The 15,525-nt window shown below is 73.0% G+C and carries 13 protein-coding genes and 1 pseudogene; 8 read left to right on the plus strand and 6 right to left on the minus strand.

The window, feature by feature from the left end:
- Positions 1 to 85: 85 nt before the first annotated feature.
- A complete protein-coding gene (locus ACH4K1_RS26525) occupies positions 86 to 970 on the minus strand; it encodes an NmrA family transcriptional regulator (RefSeq protein WP_398092059.1) in 885 nt (294 codons plus the stop codon).
- Positions 971 to 1,090: 120 nt separating this feature from the next.
- Here ACH4K1_RS26525 and ACH4K1_RS26530 point away from each other — a divergent pair, with 120 nt between their 5' ends.
- A complete protein-coding gene (locus ACH4K1_RS26530) occupies positions 1,091 to 2,071 on the plus strand; it encodes an AraC family transcriptional regulator (RefSeq protein ID WP_398092060.1) in 981 nt (326 codons plus the stop codon).
- Between the two features lie 26 nt (positions 2,072 to 2,097).
- Positions 2,098 to 3,036: a class I SAM-dependent methyltransferase gene (locus ACH4K1_RS26535; RefSeq protein ID WP_398092061.1), complete on the plus strand. Its 939-nt coding sequence runs from the start codon at positions 2,098 to 2,100 to the stop codon at positions 3,034 to 3,036.
- Positions 3,037 to 3,057: 21 nt separating this feature from the next.
- Here ACH4K1_RS26535 and ACH4K1_RS26540 read toward each other — a convergent pair whose 3' ends face one another.
- From ACH4K1_RS26540 to ACH4K1_RS26550, 3 genes are all read right to left on the minus strand, one after another.
- Entirely contained in the window at positions 3,058 to 3,525 is a 468-nt protein-coding gene (locus tag ACH4K1_RS26540) for an RICIN domain-containing protein (protein WP_398092062.1), read from the minus strand.
- 99 nt (positions 3,526 to 3,624) lie between these two features.
- Complete coding sequence (locus tag ACH4K1_RS26545) at positions 3,625 to 4,461, minus strand: aldo/keto reductase (RefSeq protein ID WP_398092063.1); 837 nt, start codon at positions 4,459 to 4,461, stop codon at positions 3,625 to 3,627.
- A 137-nt stretch (positions 4,462 to 4,598) separates the two neighbouring features.
- The gene (locus ACH4K1_RS26550) at positions 4,599 to 6,398 is read right to left on the minus strand and encodes an AMP-dependent synthetase/ligase (protein ID WP_398092118.1); all 1,800 of its coding nucleotides are present in this window, start codon (positions 6,396 to 6,398) and stop codon (positions 4,599 to 4,601) included.
- A gap of 448 nt (positions 6,399 to 6,846) precedes the next feature.
- On the opposite strand from ACH4K1_RS26550, the pseudogene ACH4K1_RS26555 reads away from it, so the two are divergent.
- Positions 6,847 to 7,503: pseudogene (locus ACH4K1_RS26555) on the plus strand (transposase); the annotation flags it as partial.
- A 35-nt stretch (positions 7,504 to 7,538) separates the two neighbouring features.
- On the opposite strand, the gene ACH4K1_RS26560 reads toward ACH4K1_RS26555, so the two are convergent.
- A complete protein-coding gene (locus tag ACH4K1_RS26560) occupies positions 7,539 to 7,874 on the minus strand; it encodes a lysine transporter LysE (protein WP_398092064.1) in 336 nt (111 codons plus the stop codon).
- Between the two features lie 190 nt (positions 7,875 to 8,064).
- The gene (gene fdhD, locus ACH4K1_RS26565; protein WP_398092065.1) at positions 8,065 to 8,913 is read right to left on the minus strand and encodes a formate dehydrogenase accessory sulfurtransferase FdhD; all 849 of its coding nucleotides are present in this window, start codon (positions 8,911 to 8,913) and stop codon (positions 8,065 to 8,067) included.
- A 305-nt stretch (positions 8,914 to 9,218) separates the two neighbouring features.
- Here fdhD and ACH4K1_RS26570 point away from each other — a divergent pair, with 305 nt between their 5' ends.
- The 5 genes from ACH4K1_RS26570 to ACH4K1_RS26590 all read left to right on the plus strand — a co-directional run bounded on the left by ACH4K1_RS26570 (position 9,219) and on the right by ACH4K1_RS26590 (position 15,493).
- The gene (locus tag ACH4K1_RS26570; RefSeq protein WP_398092066.1) at positions 9,219 to 10,178 is read left to right on the plus strand and encodes a beta-ketoacyl-ACP synthase III; all 960 of its coding nucleotides are present in this window, start codon (positions 9,219 to 9,221) and stop codon (positions 10,176 to 10,178) included.
- A 173-nt stretch (positions 10,179 to 10,351) separates the two neighbouring features.
- The gene (locus ACH4K1_RS26575; RefSeq protein WP_398092067.1) at positions 10,352 to 11,533 is read left to right on the plus strand and encodes an ROK family protein; all 1,182 of its coding nucleotides are present in this window, start codon (positions 10,352 to 10,354) and stop codon (positions 11,531 to 11,533) included.
- Between the two features lie 281 nt (positions 11,534 to 11,814).
- Positions 11,815 to 13,338, plus strand: coding sequence for a sugar ABC transporter ATP-binding protein (locus tag ACH4K1_RS26580; RefSeq protein WP_398092068.1), 1,524 nt, complete (start codon positions 11,815 to 11,817; stop codon positions 13,336 to 13,338).
- Positions 13,335 to 14,387 carry an ABC transporter permease gene (locus tag ACH4K1_RS26585; protein WP_398092069.1) on the plus strand — a complete coding sequence of 351 codons (1,053 nt, stop codon included), beginning with the start codon at positions 13,335 to 13,337 and terminating at the stop codon, positions 14,385 to 14,387. Before ACH4K1_RS26580 ends, ACH4K1_RS26585 begins: the two co-directional genes overlap by 4 nt.
- A gap of 71 nt (positions 14,388 to 14,458) precedes the next feature.
- The gene (locus ACH4K1_RS26590; RefSeq protein ID WP_398092070.1) at positions 14,459 to 15,493 is read left to right on the plus strand and encodes a substrate-binding domain-containing protein; all 1,035 of its coding nucleotides are present in this window, start codon (positions 14,459 to 14,461) and stop codon (positions 15,491 to 15,493) included.
- Positions 15,494 to 15,525: the final 32 nt, after the last annotated feature.

Genomic DNA, 15,525 nt, shown 5'->3' on the forward strand with positions numbered 1-15,525 from the left:
GCAATATGTGTGCTCCGCCTACCGTTCGGTCGGTGTACACGCGGTGTACCCCGACCGGGGCGGGCGGCGGGCGGAGGATTCCGCTTCAGCCGTGCCAGACGCCGTCCCCGGCCGTCTCGCGGGCGAAGACGGCGAAGTCCTTCGGCTCCCGCCCCAGAATCCGCTTCACCCCGTCCGTCGTCGCCGCGTTGTGGCCGTCCAGCAGCGTCGCGAACAGCTCGGCCAGGAAAGCGGCCTCCGCCCCCGGCACCCCGAACTCCTCCAGCAGCGCGGCGTACGCGGGCCCGGTGACCGGCACATACCGCACCGGTCTGCCCGTGGCCCGGCCCAGCTCCTCGGCCGCCTCCGCGAAGGTCAGACTCCGGGGGCCCGTCAGCTCGTACACCGCCCCCGCGTGCCCGTCCCCGGTCAGCGCGGCCACCACCACGTCGGCCAGGTCGTCGAGGTCCACGAACGGTTCCGCCGCCGTCCCGGCCGGGAACACCAGCTCCCCGCCGATCACCCCGTCCAGCAGGGCGCCCTCGCTGAAGTTCTGCGCGAAGAACGCCGACCGGACGACCGTGACCTCCACCGTCCCCGCCGCCCCGCGCAACGCCTCCTCGGCGACGGCCGCCTGCGGTTCTCCGCGCCCCGACAGCAGCACCACCCGGCGCACCCCGCACGCCGCCGCGATCCGCCCGAAGGCGGCCACCGCCTCCGCCGCACCGGGCGCCGCCAGATCCGGGTAGTACGCCACATAGGCGGCCCGTACGCCGTCCAGGGCGGCGGCCCACCCCGAGTCGTCCTGCCAGTCGAACGGGACCTCCCCGGTGCGGGAGCCCGAGCGGACCGGCACCCCGAGGGCGGTCAGCCGCTCCGCCACCCGGCGCCCGGTCTTGCCCGTCCCGCTCGTCACCAGAACGGTTCCCCCGTGAGGGATCGCCGTGTCGTCGTCGTTGTTGTTCAGCTGCGTGTACGTGTTCTCCGTCATGGCTCCAGACTCCCGGGCCGCCGCCCGCCCGGACATGCTCCAAAGGCTCAGCCGCCTACGCCTGCGTCCACGCTCCCCGGCGCGCGCCCGTCCCGCCCCCGCGTCGGTAGGCTGACGGCCATGGACGCTCTCGCCGGACTCCTGGACGGCCCCCGGGCCCGGGGCGCGTTCCTGCTCCGCATGGTGATGGAACCCCCCTGGGCGGTCCGGATCGAGGACCGGGCCCCGATCTGCCTCATGTCGGTCCGGCGCGGCACGGTGCGCATCGCCCCGCCCGGCGGAGGCGAACCGGTCCGGCTCGGCCCCGGCGGCATCGCGGTGGTCCGCGGCCCCGACCCGTACACCGTGGGCGACACGGACGGGACGGCCCCGCACGCGCTCATCGGGCCCGGCGGCCACTGCACCACCCTGCACGGGCGGCCTCTCTCCGAGGACATGGTGCTGTCCGTACGGACCTGGGGGAACGCGGCCGACGGCGGCACGGCGGTCCTCGTCGGCACCTACCTCCTGGCGGGCGAGATCAGCCGCCGGCTGCTGGACGCCCTGCCCCCGCTGCTCACGGTCCCCGCCGACGCGCGGACCGGGCCGCTGCTGGACCTGCTCGACGCGGAGATCGCCCAGGACGAGCCGGGCCAGCGCGTCGTCCTGGACCGGCTGCTGGACCTGCTGCTCATCGCCGTGCTCCGCGCCTGGTTCGCCCGGCCCGGCGGCGACGCCCCCGCCTGGTACCGGGCGATGGGCGACCCGGTCGTGGGCGTCGCGCTGCGGCTGCTCCAGGACGAGTCGGCCCGCCCCTGGACCGTCGCCTCGCTCGCCGCCCGCACCGGGGTGTCCCGCGCCGGGCTCGCCCGGCGGTTCACCGAGCTGGTCGGGGAGCCGCCGATGGCCTACCTCACCGCCTGGCGGCTCGCCGTCGCCGCCGACCTGCTCCGCGAGAGCGACGCCACGGTGGAGGCCGTGGCGCGGAAGGTCGGCTACAGCACCCCCTTCGCCTTCAGCTCGGCGTTCAAGCGGGCCCGAGGGGTGAGCCCGCAGGAGTTCCGCGGCGGGCCGCGCGTGGACGCCCAGGAATTGCCGGACCGGCAACAAAGCTTGCCGTGAGCCACCCCGTTGGCGACGCTGGTCCCATGAGCACCCACGCCGGCCACGGCCACCACGACGCGCCCGCCTCCGCCCCCGTACACGCGCACGCACACGCGCACGGACCGGGGGGCGGCCCCGCGACGGACATCGACTGGGACGTCCTCGGCCCCCTGCTGGAGCAGGAGGCCGAACTCAACGCCGCGCAGTACGAGGAGGCGGCCCGCTGGATCGCCGCCCTGCCCACCGCGCCCGAGGTCCGCCGGATCCTCGACGTCGGCAGCGGTCCCGGCGTCGTCTCCTGCCTGCTGGCGGAGGCGTTCCCCGAGGCCGAGGTGGTCGCCGTGGACGCGACGCCCGCTCTCCTGCGGCGCGCGTCGGACCGGGCGCGGCGCCTCGGCCTGGGCGACCGCTTCCGGACCCTGAGGGCCGAACTGCCCGAGGACATCGACACCTTGGGCGAGGCCGATCTGATCTGGGCGGGCAACTCCCTGCACCACCTGGGCGACCAGCGCGCCGCTCTGGCCGGATTCGCCGCCCTGCTGCGACCGGGCGGCACGGTCGCGCTCGTCGAGGGCGGGCTCCCGACCCGGCGGCTGCCCCGCGACATCGGCATCGGGGAGCCCGGCCTGGAGGCCCGGATGGGCGCGGCCTCCGCCACCCGCTTCGAGCGCATGCGCTCCGAACTCCCGGGGGCCAAACGGGAGATCGAGGACTGGAGCGCCCTGTTCAGCGCGGTCGGACTCGCCCCGCAGGGCACCCGCAGCTTCCTCCTCGACCTGCCCGCCCCGCTCGACCGCCCCGCCCGCGAGCACGTCATCGCGAGCATCACCCGCGAGCGGGAGGTACTGGGCGACCTGCTGACGGCCGAGGACGACGCCGTACTGGAGCGGCTGCTGGACCCCGAGGACCCCCAGGGCCTCCACCACCGCCCCGACGTCCACCTGCTCTCCGCCCGCACGGTGCACCTGGGCCGCCGCGCCTGAGGGCCCGGCCGCCCGGGCTCCCTACGCCACCGGCTCCAACCGCCACCACTGGAAGGGGGAATCGGTGTCCTCCCACTGCTGAACCGCGCCCCCGGCCTCCGTGGAGGCGTCGGCGACCTCCAGGACGAGCCCGCTGACGAAGCTCACCAGCGTCACCGTCCCGGGCGCCTCCGCGTGCTGCTCGATCAACCACTCCTGGGCGCCGAAGTTGTTCGCCTTCCACTGCTGGACGCGGGTGCCGTTCGCCGTGCCGGCGCCCGCCACGTCCAGCCGCTTCCCGCTGTGCTCGTTGACCAGGTGGAAGAGGGCCGCCCCCTCGTGCACGGGGGAGAGCCGCCACACCTGGGCGGCCGTCCCGTCGTCCGCGCCCTGCTGGACCCGGGCCCCGCTGCCCCTGGCGGCGCCGTACACCTCCAGCAGCAGCCCGCTGCCGACGTTGCGCAGGCGGTACGGGCCCGCCTCGACGACCGGTGCGCGTTCCCCGCTCATGTTCCTTCGTCTCCCCGTTCGCTGCGGACCTCCCTCGCACCGGCCGACGACGGCGCCCCCACCGCCTTCACGGTGGGGGCGCCGGGCGGCCGGACGCGCTCAGGCGCCGACGTTGAACTCGGCCGGGTCCGGGCCGAGCCGCTTGCCCTCGTCCAGGGCCGCGAAGGCGGCGAGGTCGTCGGCGTCCAGCTCGAAGCCGAACACGTCGAGGTTCTCCTTGATCCGCGACGGCGTCACGGACTTCGGGATCACGATGTTTCCGGTCTGCAGGTGCCAGCGCAGCACCGCCTGGGCGGGGGTGCGGCCGTGCTTCCGGGCGATGGCGACGACGGTCGGCACCTCCAGCAGACCCTTGCCCTGGCCCAGCGGCGACCACGCCTCGGTGGCGATGCCGTGGTCGGCGTGGAAGGCGCGGGACTCGGCCTGCTGGAGCTGCGGGTGCAGCTCGATCTGGTTGACGGCGGGGACCACGGAGGTCTCGGCCAGCAGCCGCTTCAGGTGCTCGGGCCGGAAGTTCGACACGCCGATGGCCTTCGCGCGGCCGTCGGCGAGGATCTTCTCGAACGCCTTGTACGTGTCGGTGTACGCGTCCTTCGCCGGGACCGGCCAGTGGATCAGGTAGAGATCGACGTAGTCCAGACCGAGCCGCTCCAGCGAGGCGTCGAAGGCGCGCAGAGTGCTGTCGTGGCCCTGCTCGCTGTTCCACAGCTTCGTGGTGACGAACAGCTCGTCGCGGGCGACTCCGGAGGCGGCGACGGCCTTGCCGGTGCCCCTCTCGTTCTCGTAGATCGCGGCGGTGTCGATGCTCCGGTACCCGGCCTCGATGGCGGTGGCGACCGCCCTCTCCGCCTCGTCGTCCGGCACCTGCCAGACGCCGAAACCGAGCTGCGGCATGTCGAGGCCGTTGTTGAGGGTGATGGAGGGGACCTGGCTCACGTGCGGTCGATCCTAACGTCGTCGGTGGGTGGCTCCTCCACGACAACGACCGGGCGGGTCCGGACATTCCCGCCGCCGCCTCCGGATGATCAGGGGCGGGCGCCGCCCCCGCCGGGCGGCCCGCGGCCTGGACCGGGTCAGTGGTACAGCGCGTCGACCTCGACCGCGTACGCCGTCTCGATCGCCTTCCGCTTCAGCTTCAGCGACGGGGTCAGCAGCCCCTGCTCCTCGGTGAACGGGTGCGCCAGGATCCGGAACGTACGGATCGACTCGGCCTGCGACACGGCCGTGTTGGCGGCCACCACCGCCCGGCGGACCTCCATCTCCAGCTCCGGGTCGCGCACCAGATCGGCCGGGCTCAGCGGGGCGCGGCCCTGCATCGTCAGCCAGTGGTCCACGGACTCCTGGTCCACGGTGACGAGGGCCGCGATGTACGGCCGGTCGTCGCCGACGACGATGCACTGCGCCACCAGCGGATGCGCCCGGACACGCTCCTCCAGGCCCGCCGGGGAGACGCTCTTGCCGCCGGACGTCACCAGGATCTCCTTCTTCCGCCCGGTGATCGTCAGATAGCCGTCGTCGTCCAGCGAGCCGAGGTCCCCGGTCGCCAGCCAGCCCTCGCGCAGCACCGCCCGGGTGGCCGCCGGATCGCCCAGGTAGCCGGAGAACAGGTTCGGCCCGCTCACCCACACCTCGCCGTCGTCCGCGATGTGCACCGAGGTACCGGGGACCGGCCGGCCGACCGTCCCGTACCGGGTGCGCTCGGGAGGGTTCGCCGTCGCCGCCGCGCTCGTCTCGGTCAGCCCGTACCCCTCGAACACGGCCACGCCCGCGCCCGCGAAGAACAGCCCGAGCCGGCGGTCCATGCCCGACCCGCCCGACATCGCGTGCCGCATCCGGCCGCCCAGCGCGTCGCGGACCTTCTTGTAGACGACCTTGTCGAAGAACTGGTGCTGCACGCGCAGTCCGGCCGAGGGGCCCGGCCCGAGACCGAACGCCTTCTGCTCCAGGGCCTCCGCGTACTTCACCGCCACCTCGACGGCCCTGTCGAACGCCCCGGCCCGGCCCTCCGCCTCGGCCGTGCGCCGGGCCCCGTCGAACACCTTCTCGAAGATGTGCGGCACCCCCAGGACGAACGTCGGGCGGAACGTCAGCAGGTCCGGCATCAGCGCGCTCGCGGACAGCTCCGGCTGGTGGCCGAGCTTGACCCGGCCCCGGACGGCGGCGATCTCGACCATCCGCCCGAAGACGTGGGCCAGCGGCAGGAAGAGGAGGGTGGCCGCCTCGTCGTCCGGCTTGGAGTGGAACACCGGCTCCCAGCGCGTCACCATCGTGTCGCTCTCGAACATGAGGCTCGCGTGGGTGATCACGCACCCCTTGGGGCGACCGGTCGTGCCCGAGGTGTAGACGACGGTCGCCACGGAGTCGGGCGTCACCGCCCGCCGGTGCCGCTGCACCACCTCGTCCCCGATGTGCGCGCCCGCCGCGGCCAGTTCGTCCAGCGCTCCGGCGTCCAACTGCCACAGCCGCTTCAGCCGGGGCAACCGGTCGATCACCGACCCCACGGTCATCGCGTGGTCCTCGTGCTCGACCATCACCGCCACCACCTCGGCGTCGTGGAGCATCCACAGGACCTGCTCGGCGGAGGAGGTCGGGTAGACCGGCACCGACTGGGCCCCGACGGTCCACAGCGCGAAGTCGAAGAGCGTCCACTCGTAGCGCGTGCGGGACATCAGGGCGACCCGGTCGCCGAACCGCACCCCGTGCGCGATCAGACCGCGGGCCAGGGCCAGCACCTGATCGCGGAACTCCCCGGAGGTCACCTCCCGCCACCGCCCCCCGGCGTCCTTGCGGGCGAGCGCGACGCGGTGCGGATCGTCCTCCGCGTAGTCGAAGACCACGTCGGCCAGGCCACCGACCCGGGGCGCCGCCGGCACGGGCGGGACAGTGAAATCGCGCAATGACATGCTCCTCGTGGCGCTCCGCACAGCGCCGCGACGCTACCCCACGCGGAAGCCCGGCGGGAGGGGCCGGGAGCCTCCTCACCCCGGTCCGTCCGGACAGCTCGGCCGTCGAAAACCGGCCAGATGGGCAAGGCTCGGGCGCACGGCCGGGCCGGTTTCGAAGGCGGGGTGAGCGGCCTGCGCCCGGATCTCCACCGAATCCGCCCCCGGCGCCCACCGTCCCCGCGACCACCGCTCCCAGCGCCCGCCCCCCGTTATGTTTTCCGCAGCTCCGCAATGGGGCCGCTGGCCTCCGGGCCCGGCATGACTGTGTCCCCCTGCCGAAGGCATGACCTGGGGGGTGGTGTCACCGGGGCCGGGGGTGTTCGTCGGAGACGCTGATCAGAGGTCCGGCCACCGTCCGGTCCGGCGCAACGCCAGGCTGCTGGAGCGCTACGGATCCCCGGCCGCCCTGCGCAAGGCAGGCCGCCGCAGACTCGTGGAGCTGATCCGCCCGAAGGCACCGCGCATGGCCACCAGGCTGATCGACGACGTCTTCGACGCCCTCGACGAGCAGACCGTCGTGGTCCCGGGCACCGGCACCCTCGACATCGTCATCCCTTCCCTGGCCGCCTCGCTCGCCGCTGTCCACACCCAGAGCCGGGCGATGGAAGCCCAGGTCAACGCCCTGCTGGAGGCTCACCCTCTTTCCCCGGTCCTGACGTCGATGCCTGGCGTCGGCGTCAGGACCGCCGCCGTCCTGCTGGTCACCGTCGGCGACGGCACCAACTTCCTCACCGCCGCCCACCTTGCCTTCTACGCCGGCCTCGCCCCCACCACGAAGCAGTCCGGGACCTCGATCCACGGCGAACACGCACCCCGAGGCGGAAACCGGCAGCTCAAACGCGCCATGTTCCTCTCCGCCTGCATGAACGCCGACCCGGCCTCCCGCACCTACTACGACAAGCAACGAGCCCGCGGCAAAACCCCCACCCAAGCCCTCCTCCGTCTCGCCCGCCAACGCATCAGCGTCCTGTTCGCCATGCTCCGCGACGGCACCTTCTACGAGTCACGCGTCCCCGAAACAGCTACCGCATGACCGGCTTCGGACTTGCGTAGCTGAACCAAACGGCCTCACAGGCAGTCGCATCCTGTGGAGTAGAGCAGCAGGAAGAGGGCCGTCATGGCGGTCACAGTGAAACCGACAGCGGTCAGGGCTGCGAGGCCCCGACGGCGCCCCTTCGCGGGGGTGCGGAAGGTCTGCCAGGCGCCGTGGGCGAGGAGGAGGCTGAGCAGCCCGACCCCCGCGATGGTGAAGCGCGGGCTGAGGGACCAGCTCAGGTAGGCGATCAGAGCCAGACAGCCGAGCAGGGCACAGGCGAGCAGGCTGAGGATCACCTCGGCGACGGCTTCTCCCAGCGTCTCGACCAGGAAGTCGCCGACGCCTTTCGCTGCCCTGCGGACCCCCATGGCGCTCCTCCCTCTTACGTCGATGGCCCCGAGCGGGGGCCTGGTATGGAGGACCCCCGCCGAGCCGGAATGGTTGCCGGGGTGCTCAAGGGTCGCCGACTGCGGCACACGGTCACACCTTGACGAAGGACATAGAGGCACCTCCCCCGCCGCCCCTGCCCCCGCCTCGGCTCCCACGGCGGGGCGGGCCTCAGACCCGGCCGGGCTCCCCCTCCAGGGCGATCCGGTGCTCACCGGCGTACACGTTCATCGAGGGGCCGCGCAGGAACCCGACCAGCGTCAGTCCGGCCTCCGCCGCCAGGTCCACCGCGAGCGACGACGGCGCCGAGACCGCCGCGAGCACCGGGATCCCCGCCATCACGGCCTTCTGCGCCAGCTCGAACGAGGCCCGGCCGGAGACCAGCAGCACCGTCCGCGACAGGGGCAGCCGGTGGTCGGTCAGCGCCCGGCCCACCAGCTTGTCCACCGCGTTGTGCCGGCCGACGTCCTCGCGTACGTCCAGCAGCTCGCCCTCCTCGGAGAACAGCGCGGCGGCGTGCAGGCCGCCCGTCCGGTCGAACACCCGCTGTGCGGCCCGCAGCCGGTCCGGGAGGGCGGACAGCAGCTCCGGGGAGACCCGCACCGGGGGCGCGTCGGCCACGGGGTGCCGGGTCGTGGTGCGGACCGCTTCCAGGCTGGCCTTGCCGCACAGGCCGCACGAGGAGGTGGTGTAGACGTTGCGCTCCAGGGTGATGTCGGGGACGCGGACGCCGGGCGCGAGCTTCACGTCCACCACGTTGTAGCTGTTCCCGCCCTCCGCCGTCGCCCCGGCGCAGTAGACGATCGACTGGACCTCGTCGCCCTCGGCGACCACCCCCTCGCTCACCAGGAAGCCCGCCGCCAGCGCGAAGTCGTCGCCCGGCGTGCGCATCGTGATGGCCAGCGGCCGGCCGTTCAGCCGGATCTCCAGGGGCTCCTCCGCCACCAGGGTGTCCGCACGGGTGGAGACCGCCCCGTCCCGGATGCGGAGGGTGCGGCGGCGTTCGGTGGCCCGTCCCATAGGTGTGAATCCGATCCTGTCCGTGTGCGATGGCTTCCCGTGCGCCGGTCCCGCGGGCGGTGGATCCGCCCGCGAAGGCCCGGCGCCGCGCGCCGGCGGCTCCCCGGACCGGGGAACCGGAACCCGGCTCCGCCATTGTCCGACACCCGCTCCGGCGTGTCGCGATCGTCCGTGCACCACGCCGACCAGCGTGTTGTCAAGGCTCCAACGAGTGAGCCGGATTCCTGTGGGATCACGTGCACGCGTACCCGGCGGTAGCGACCAAGACTGGAGGTTTCCTGCCCTACCCGACGATGGGAACCCGTATGACCGGCTCGCGAGTCGTGGCGCTCGGCCACTACCAGCCCGCCAAGGTGCTCACCAACGACGACCTGGCGGCCATGGTCGACACGAGCGACGAGTGGATCACCAGTCGGGTCGGCATCAAGACCCGCCACGTGGGCGGCCCCGACGAGCCGGTGGACGAGATGGCCGCGCACGCCGCGGCCAAGGCGCTGGCCGGGGCCGGGCTCGACCCCTCGGACATCGACCTGGTCCTCGTCGCCACCTCCACCGCGATCGACCGGTCCCCGAGCATGTCCGCCCGGGTCGCCGCCCGGCTCGGCATGGGCTCGCCGGCCGTCATGGACCTCAACGTGGTGTGCTCCGGCTTCACGCACGCCCTGGCCACCGCCGACCACGCGATCCGGGCGGGCGCGGCGACCCGGGCGCTGGTCATCGGCGCCGACAAGATGGCCGACATCGGCGACTGGACCGACCGGAGCACCTGCGTCCTGCTCGGCGACGGGGCGGGCGCCGCGGTCGTCACCGCCGACCCGGCCGGCGCCGACGCCCCGGGCGGGCCCGGCATCGGGCCGGTGCTGTGGGGCTCCGTACCGGAGATGGGCAACGCGGTCCGGATCGAGGGGACGCCGCCGCGCTTCGCCCAGGAGGGCCAGTCCGTCTACCGCTGGGCCACCACCCGGCTGCCGCCGATCGCCCGCCGGGTCTGCGAGAGGGCGGGCGTCGCGCCGGAGGAGCTGGGCGCGGTCGTCCTGCACCAGGCCAACCTGCGGATCATCGAGCCGGTCGCCCGGAAGATCGGCGCGGTCAACGCCGTCATCGCCAAGGACGTGGTGGACTCCGGCAACACCTCCGCCGCCTCCATCCCGATGGCCCTGTCCAAACTCGTCGAACGCGGCGAGGTCGTCTCCGGCGCGCCCGTCCTCCTCTTCGGGTTCGGCGGGAACCTCTCGTACGCGGGCCAGGTCATCCGCTGCCCCTGAGGAGCCCGCGCCGCGGGGCCTCCTGAGGGTCCCCCGGCATCTTTGTCCTGAGTGTGGAGAAAGTTGGGGCCGATTCCTGCGCAACTTCTTCCCCCTCCGGGAAAGCGCTGCTACGTTCCCCCTCGAAAGCCCGACGGACTGGCCGATGTGGCGGGGAGGGACGCGTGAGACGCATGACGGCACGACCCGCGAACGCGCATCAGGCACGGCTGCTCCGACTGCTGCGTGACGGGGGCCCCAACTCCCGCGCGCAGCTGGGCGATCAGGTCGAGCTCTCCCGGTCGAAGCTCGCCGTCGAGGTGGACCGGCTGTTGGAGACCGGCCTGGTGGTGGCCGACGGACTCGCCGCATCGCGCGGCGGGCGCCGTTCGCACAACATCCGGCTCGCTCCCGAACTGCGCTTCCTCGGCGTCGACATCGGCGCCACCTCGATAGACGTGGCCGTCACCAACGCGGAGCTGGAGGTCCTGGGACACCTCAACCACCCGATGGACGTGCGCGAGGGCCCGGTCGCCGTCTTCGAGCAGGTGCTGTCGCTCGCCGCCAAACTGCGGGCCACCGGGCTCGCGGAGGGCTTCGACGGCGCGGGCATCGGGGTTCCCGGCCCCGTCCGCTTCCCCGAGGGCGTGCCGGTCGCGCCGCCGATCATGCCCGGCTGGGACGGTTTCCCGGTCCGCGAGGCGCTCAGCCAGGAGCTGGGCTGCCCGGTCATGGTCGACAACGACGTGAACCTCATGGCGATGGGGGAGCAGCACGCGGGCGTGGCCCGTTCCGTGGGCGACTACCTCTGCGTCAAGATCGGTACGGGCATCGGCTGCGGCATCGTCGTCGGCGGCGAGGTCTACCGGGGGACGACCGGCAGCGCCGGGGACATCGGGCACATCCGGGTGGACCCGGGCGGCCGGGCCTGCGCCTGCGGCAACAGGGGCTGCCTGGAAGCCCACTTCAGCGGCGCGGCCCTCGCCCGGGACGCGGAGGACGCCGCCCGGGAGGGCCGCTCACCCGAACTCGCCGCCCGGCTGGAGGCGGCGGGGCGTCTCACCGCCGCCGACGTGGCCGCCGCCGCGGCCGCCGGCGACGCCGCCGCCCTCGACCTGATCCGCGACGGCGGCAACCGGCTCGGCCAGGTGATCGCGAGCCTGGTCAGCTTCTTCAACCCCGGTCTGGTGGTGATCGGCGGCGGGGTCACCGGCCTCGGTCACAACCTCCTCGCCAGTGTCCGCACGCAGGTGTACAAGCAGTCCCTGCCTCTGGCCACCGGCAACCTCCCCATCGTGCTGGGCGAGTTGGGCCCCGCCGCCGGAGTGATCGGCGCGGCCCGGCTCATCAGCGACCACCTCTTCTCACCGGCCTGATCCCGGGCCGCCCGCACCGCCGCACCGCCCGCACCACCCGGCGCGCCCCGCACCACCCGCCGCACCACCCGGCGCGCCCCGCACCACCCGTCAGGCCCCGTCCTCATTGGTCAGGTACCCGTCAGTCCGATCCTCGGTTCGTCAGGTACCCGTCAGCAGCCGTTCGCGGTGCCGCCGGCTCCACGGCACCTCCAGCCCTGCGCCCTGTCCGCTCACCGGCCCTCCCCGGCCCCACGGCACCGCCCGAGCAGGGGAGACCCCATTCGCCGAGGGGATTCGTCATGGCACCAGAACCACCCCTGCTCACGATGTCCGGTATCACCAAGCTCTTCCCGGGCGTCCGCGCCCTGGACGGCGTCGACCTGGAGGTCCAGGCCGGCGAGGTCCACTGCCTCCTCGGCCAGAACGGCGCCGGCAAGTCCACCCTCATCAAGGTGCTCGCCGGAGCCCACCAGCCCGACGGCGGCGAGATCGCCTGGCGCGGCGGGAAGGTCCGGCTCACGTCCCCGATCGCCGCCATGCGGCTGGGCATCGCGACCATCTACCAGGAACTCGACCTGGTCGAGGGCCTCTCAGTCGCCGAGAACGTCTTCCTCGGCCACGAACCCACCAGCGCCGGCTTCATCGTCCGTGCCCGGGAGGGGCGCGCCGCCGCGAAAGCGCTGCTGGCCCGCCTCGGGCACCCGGAGATCGACCCCGCCCGGCGCGTCGGGGACCTCTCCGCCGCCCAGCAGCAGATCGTCTCCATGGCGCGGGCGCTCTCGCACGACGTCCGGCTCATCGTGATGGACGAACCCTCCGCCGCCCTCGACCCCGAGGAGGTCGGCAACCTCTTCCGCATCGTCGAGGGGCTGACCGCCGACGGGGTGGCCGTCGTCTACATCTCGCACCGGCTGGAGGAGATCCGCCGCATCGGCGACCGGGTCACCGTCATCAAGGACGGCCGGACCGTCGCCGTGGGGCTGCCCGCCACCGGCACCCCCACACGCGACATCGTTGCCATGATGACCGGCCGGGACGTCGCCTACGTCTTCCCGCCGCGCCCCGACGAACCGGCCGCCGCCCCCGCCGAACCGGTGCTCCGGGTCCAAGGGCTCTCCCGCAAGGGCGAGTTCGCCCCCGTCGATCTGGAACTGCGGCCCGGTGAGATCGTCGGCCTGGCGGGGCTCGTCGGCTCGGGCCGCTCGGAGATCCTGGAGACGATCTACGGGGCCCGCAAGGCGACCACCGGGACCGTCACCGTCGCCGGCGAACGGCTCCGCCCCGGCAGCGTCAGGGCGGCCGTCGCCGCGGGCATCGGCCTGGCGCCCGAGGAACGCAAGGCCCAGGCCCTGCTGGCGACCGAGTCCGTCACCCGCAACGTCTCCGTCTCCTCTCTCTCCCGCTTCGCCCGGTTCGGCTGGATCGACCGCGCGGGGGAGCGGAAGGCGGCGCAGAGCGCCACCCGTGAACTGCAGATGCGGCCCGACAACCCGGACGCCGCCGTCCGCACCCTCTCCGGCGGCAACCAGCAGAAGGCCGTCCTCGCCCGCTGGCTGCTGCGCGGCTGCCGGGTCCTGCTGCTGGACGAACCCACTCGCGGCGTCGACGTCGGCGCCCGTGCCGAGCTCTACGCCGTGATCCGCCGGCTGGCCGACGAAGGGCTCGCCGTCCTGCTCGTCTCCAGCGAAGTGCCCGAAGTCCTGGGCCTCGCCGACCGGGTGCTGGTCCTCCGGGAGGGCGAAGTGGTCCACACGGCCCCCGCCCGAGAGCTGGACGAGCACCGCGTACTCGACCTCGTGATGGAAGGGAGCCCGACGCCATGACACAGCCCGCCCCGTCGGCGCAGCACAACGGGCCGGAGAAGGGGGCCGTCGCCGCCCCCTCCGACACGCCGCCCGCCAAGCCGGGCGGCGGCGCGCCGCCCCTCGGTCTGCGGCTCGACGTCCGGATCCTGTCCCTGCTCGGCGTCCTCGCCGTACTGATCCTGGTCGGAGGCGTCACCGAGCCCGACGCCTTCCTGGACAGCGGGAACCTCCAGCTGATCCTGACCCAGGCGTCCGTCATCGGCGTCGTCACCGTCGGCATGACCTTCGTCATCATCAGCGGCGGCATCGACCTCTCGGTCGGGGCGATGGTCGCCCTCGCCTCCGTCTGGGCGACGACCGTGGCCACCCAGGAGTACGGCTTCGCGGGCATCGCGTTCACCGCGGTGATCGTCGGCCTCGCCGCGGGACTCGTCAACGGCGTCCTCATCGCGTACGGCCGTCTCGTCCCGTTCATCGCGACCCTGGCCATGCTGGCCTCGGCCCGCGGACTCGCCCTCCAGATCACCGACGGCAAGACCCAGATGGTCACCGTCGACTCCGTGCTCGACCTCGGGCTCCCCGACTCCTACATCCTCGGGATACCGCCGCTGGTCATCATGTTCGCCGTGGTCACCGCCGTCGGCTGGCTGCTCCTCAACCGGACCACCTTCGGCCGCCGCACCGTCGCCGTCGGCGGCAACGCGGAGGCCGCCCGGCTCGCCGGGATCGACGTCCGCCGCCAGCGCCTGTACCTCTACCTGCTGTCCGGGCTGTGCTGCGGCATCGCCGCCTTCATGCTGATCGTGCTCGCCGGCTCGGGCCAGAACACCAACGGCAACCTGTACGAACTGGACGCCATCGCCGCCGCGATCATCGGCGGCACCCTGCTCAGCGGCGGCCGGGGCACCATCGTCGGCTCCGTCCTCGGCGTTCTGATCTTCACCACGATCACCAACATCTTCGCCCTCAACAACCTGCAGAGCGACGTCCAGCAGATCGCCAAGGGCGCCATCATCGTCGCCGCCGTCCTCGTCCAGGGCCGCACCATGCGCGGCCGGGAGACCTGAGCACCCCGGCTCCCCGACGCCCCCCGCACCCGCACCTCCCACGCACCCACCGGATGAAGGGCCCCACCGCCATGCCAGAAACCAGCCGCAGAGGACTGCTGTTCGGAACCGCCGCCGTCTCCGCGGGCGCGCTCCTCACCGCCTGCACCAGCAACGAGCCCAAGAAGACCGAGTCCGCCGCCCACAGCGCCCCGGCCGACGACAAGCCCGGCAAGGCCGTCACCATCGGCTTCGCCGGACCGCAGGCCGACCACGGCTGGCTCAACGCGATCAACGTGAACGCCACGTCCCGGGCGAAGACGTACTCCGACGTCACCCTGGAGACCACCGAGGGCTCCAACGACACCGCCGCCCAGATCGGCCAGGTCAAGACCCTCATCAACAAGAAGGTCGACGTCCTCGTCGTCCTCCCCGCCGACGGCAAGGCGCTCACCCAGGTCGGCCTGGAGGCCATGAGGGCGGGCATCCCCGTCGTCAACCTGGACCGCATCTTCGCCTCCCCGCAGGCGTACCGCTGCTGGGTCGGCGGCGACAACTACGGCATGGGCCTCAACGCCGGCCACTACATCGGCGAGCAGCTCAAGGACAAGCCGGACGCCAAGGTCGTCGAACTCGCCGGGATCGACAACCTGGAGCTCACCAAGCAGCGCAGCCAGGGCTTCGCCGACGCCCTGAAGAACTACTCCAACATCACGCTGGTGGCCCGCCAGGCCGCCGACTTCACCGTCGAGTCCGGTCAGGCGAAGATGGCCCAACTCCTCCAGGCGCAGAAGCAGTTCGACGCCCTGTGGAACCACGACGACGACCAGGGCGTCGGCGCGCTGCGCGCCATCGAGCAAGCGGGCCGCGACGAGTTCATCATGGTCGGCGGCGCCGGCGCCAAGTCCGCCATGGACGCCATCAAGGCCGACGACTCCGTCCTCAAGGCGACCGTCCTCTACCCGCCGACGATGGCCGCCTCCGCCATCGACCTGGCCCGCGCGCTCGGCCAGTCCAAGGGCCTCAGCGGACTCTCCGAGATGGAGATCCCGACCTCCCTGACCCTGTACTCCGCGGTCGTCACCCGGGACAACGTCGACCAGTACCTGCCGACGGGCTTCAACTGACCGGGACTCCGGGGGAGGCGGAGAGCGCGTCC

The sequence above is a fragment of the Streptomyces sp. NPDC017448 genome, from assembly GCF_044330565.1.
Lineage (GTDB): Bacteria > Actinomycetota > Actinomycetes > Streptomycetales > Streptomycetaceae > Streptomyces.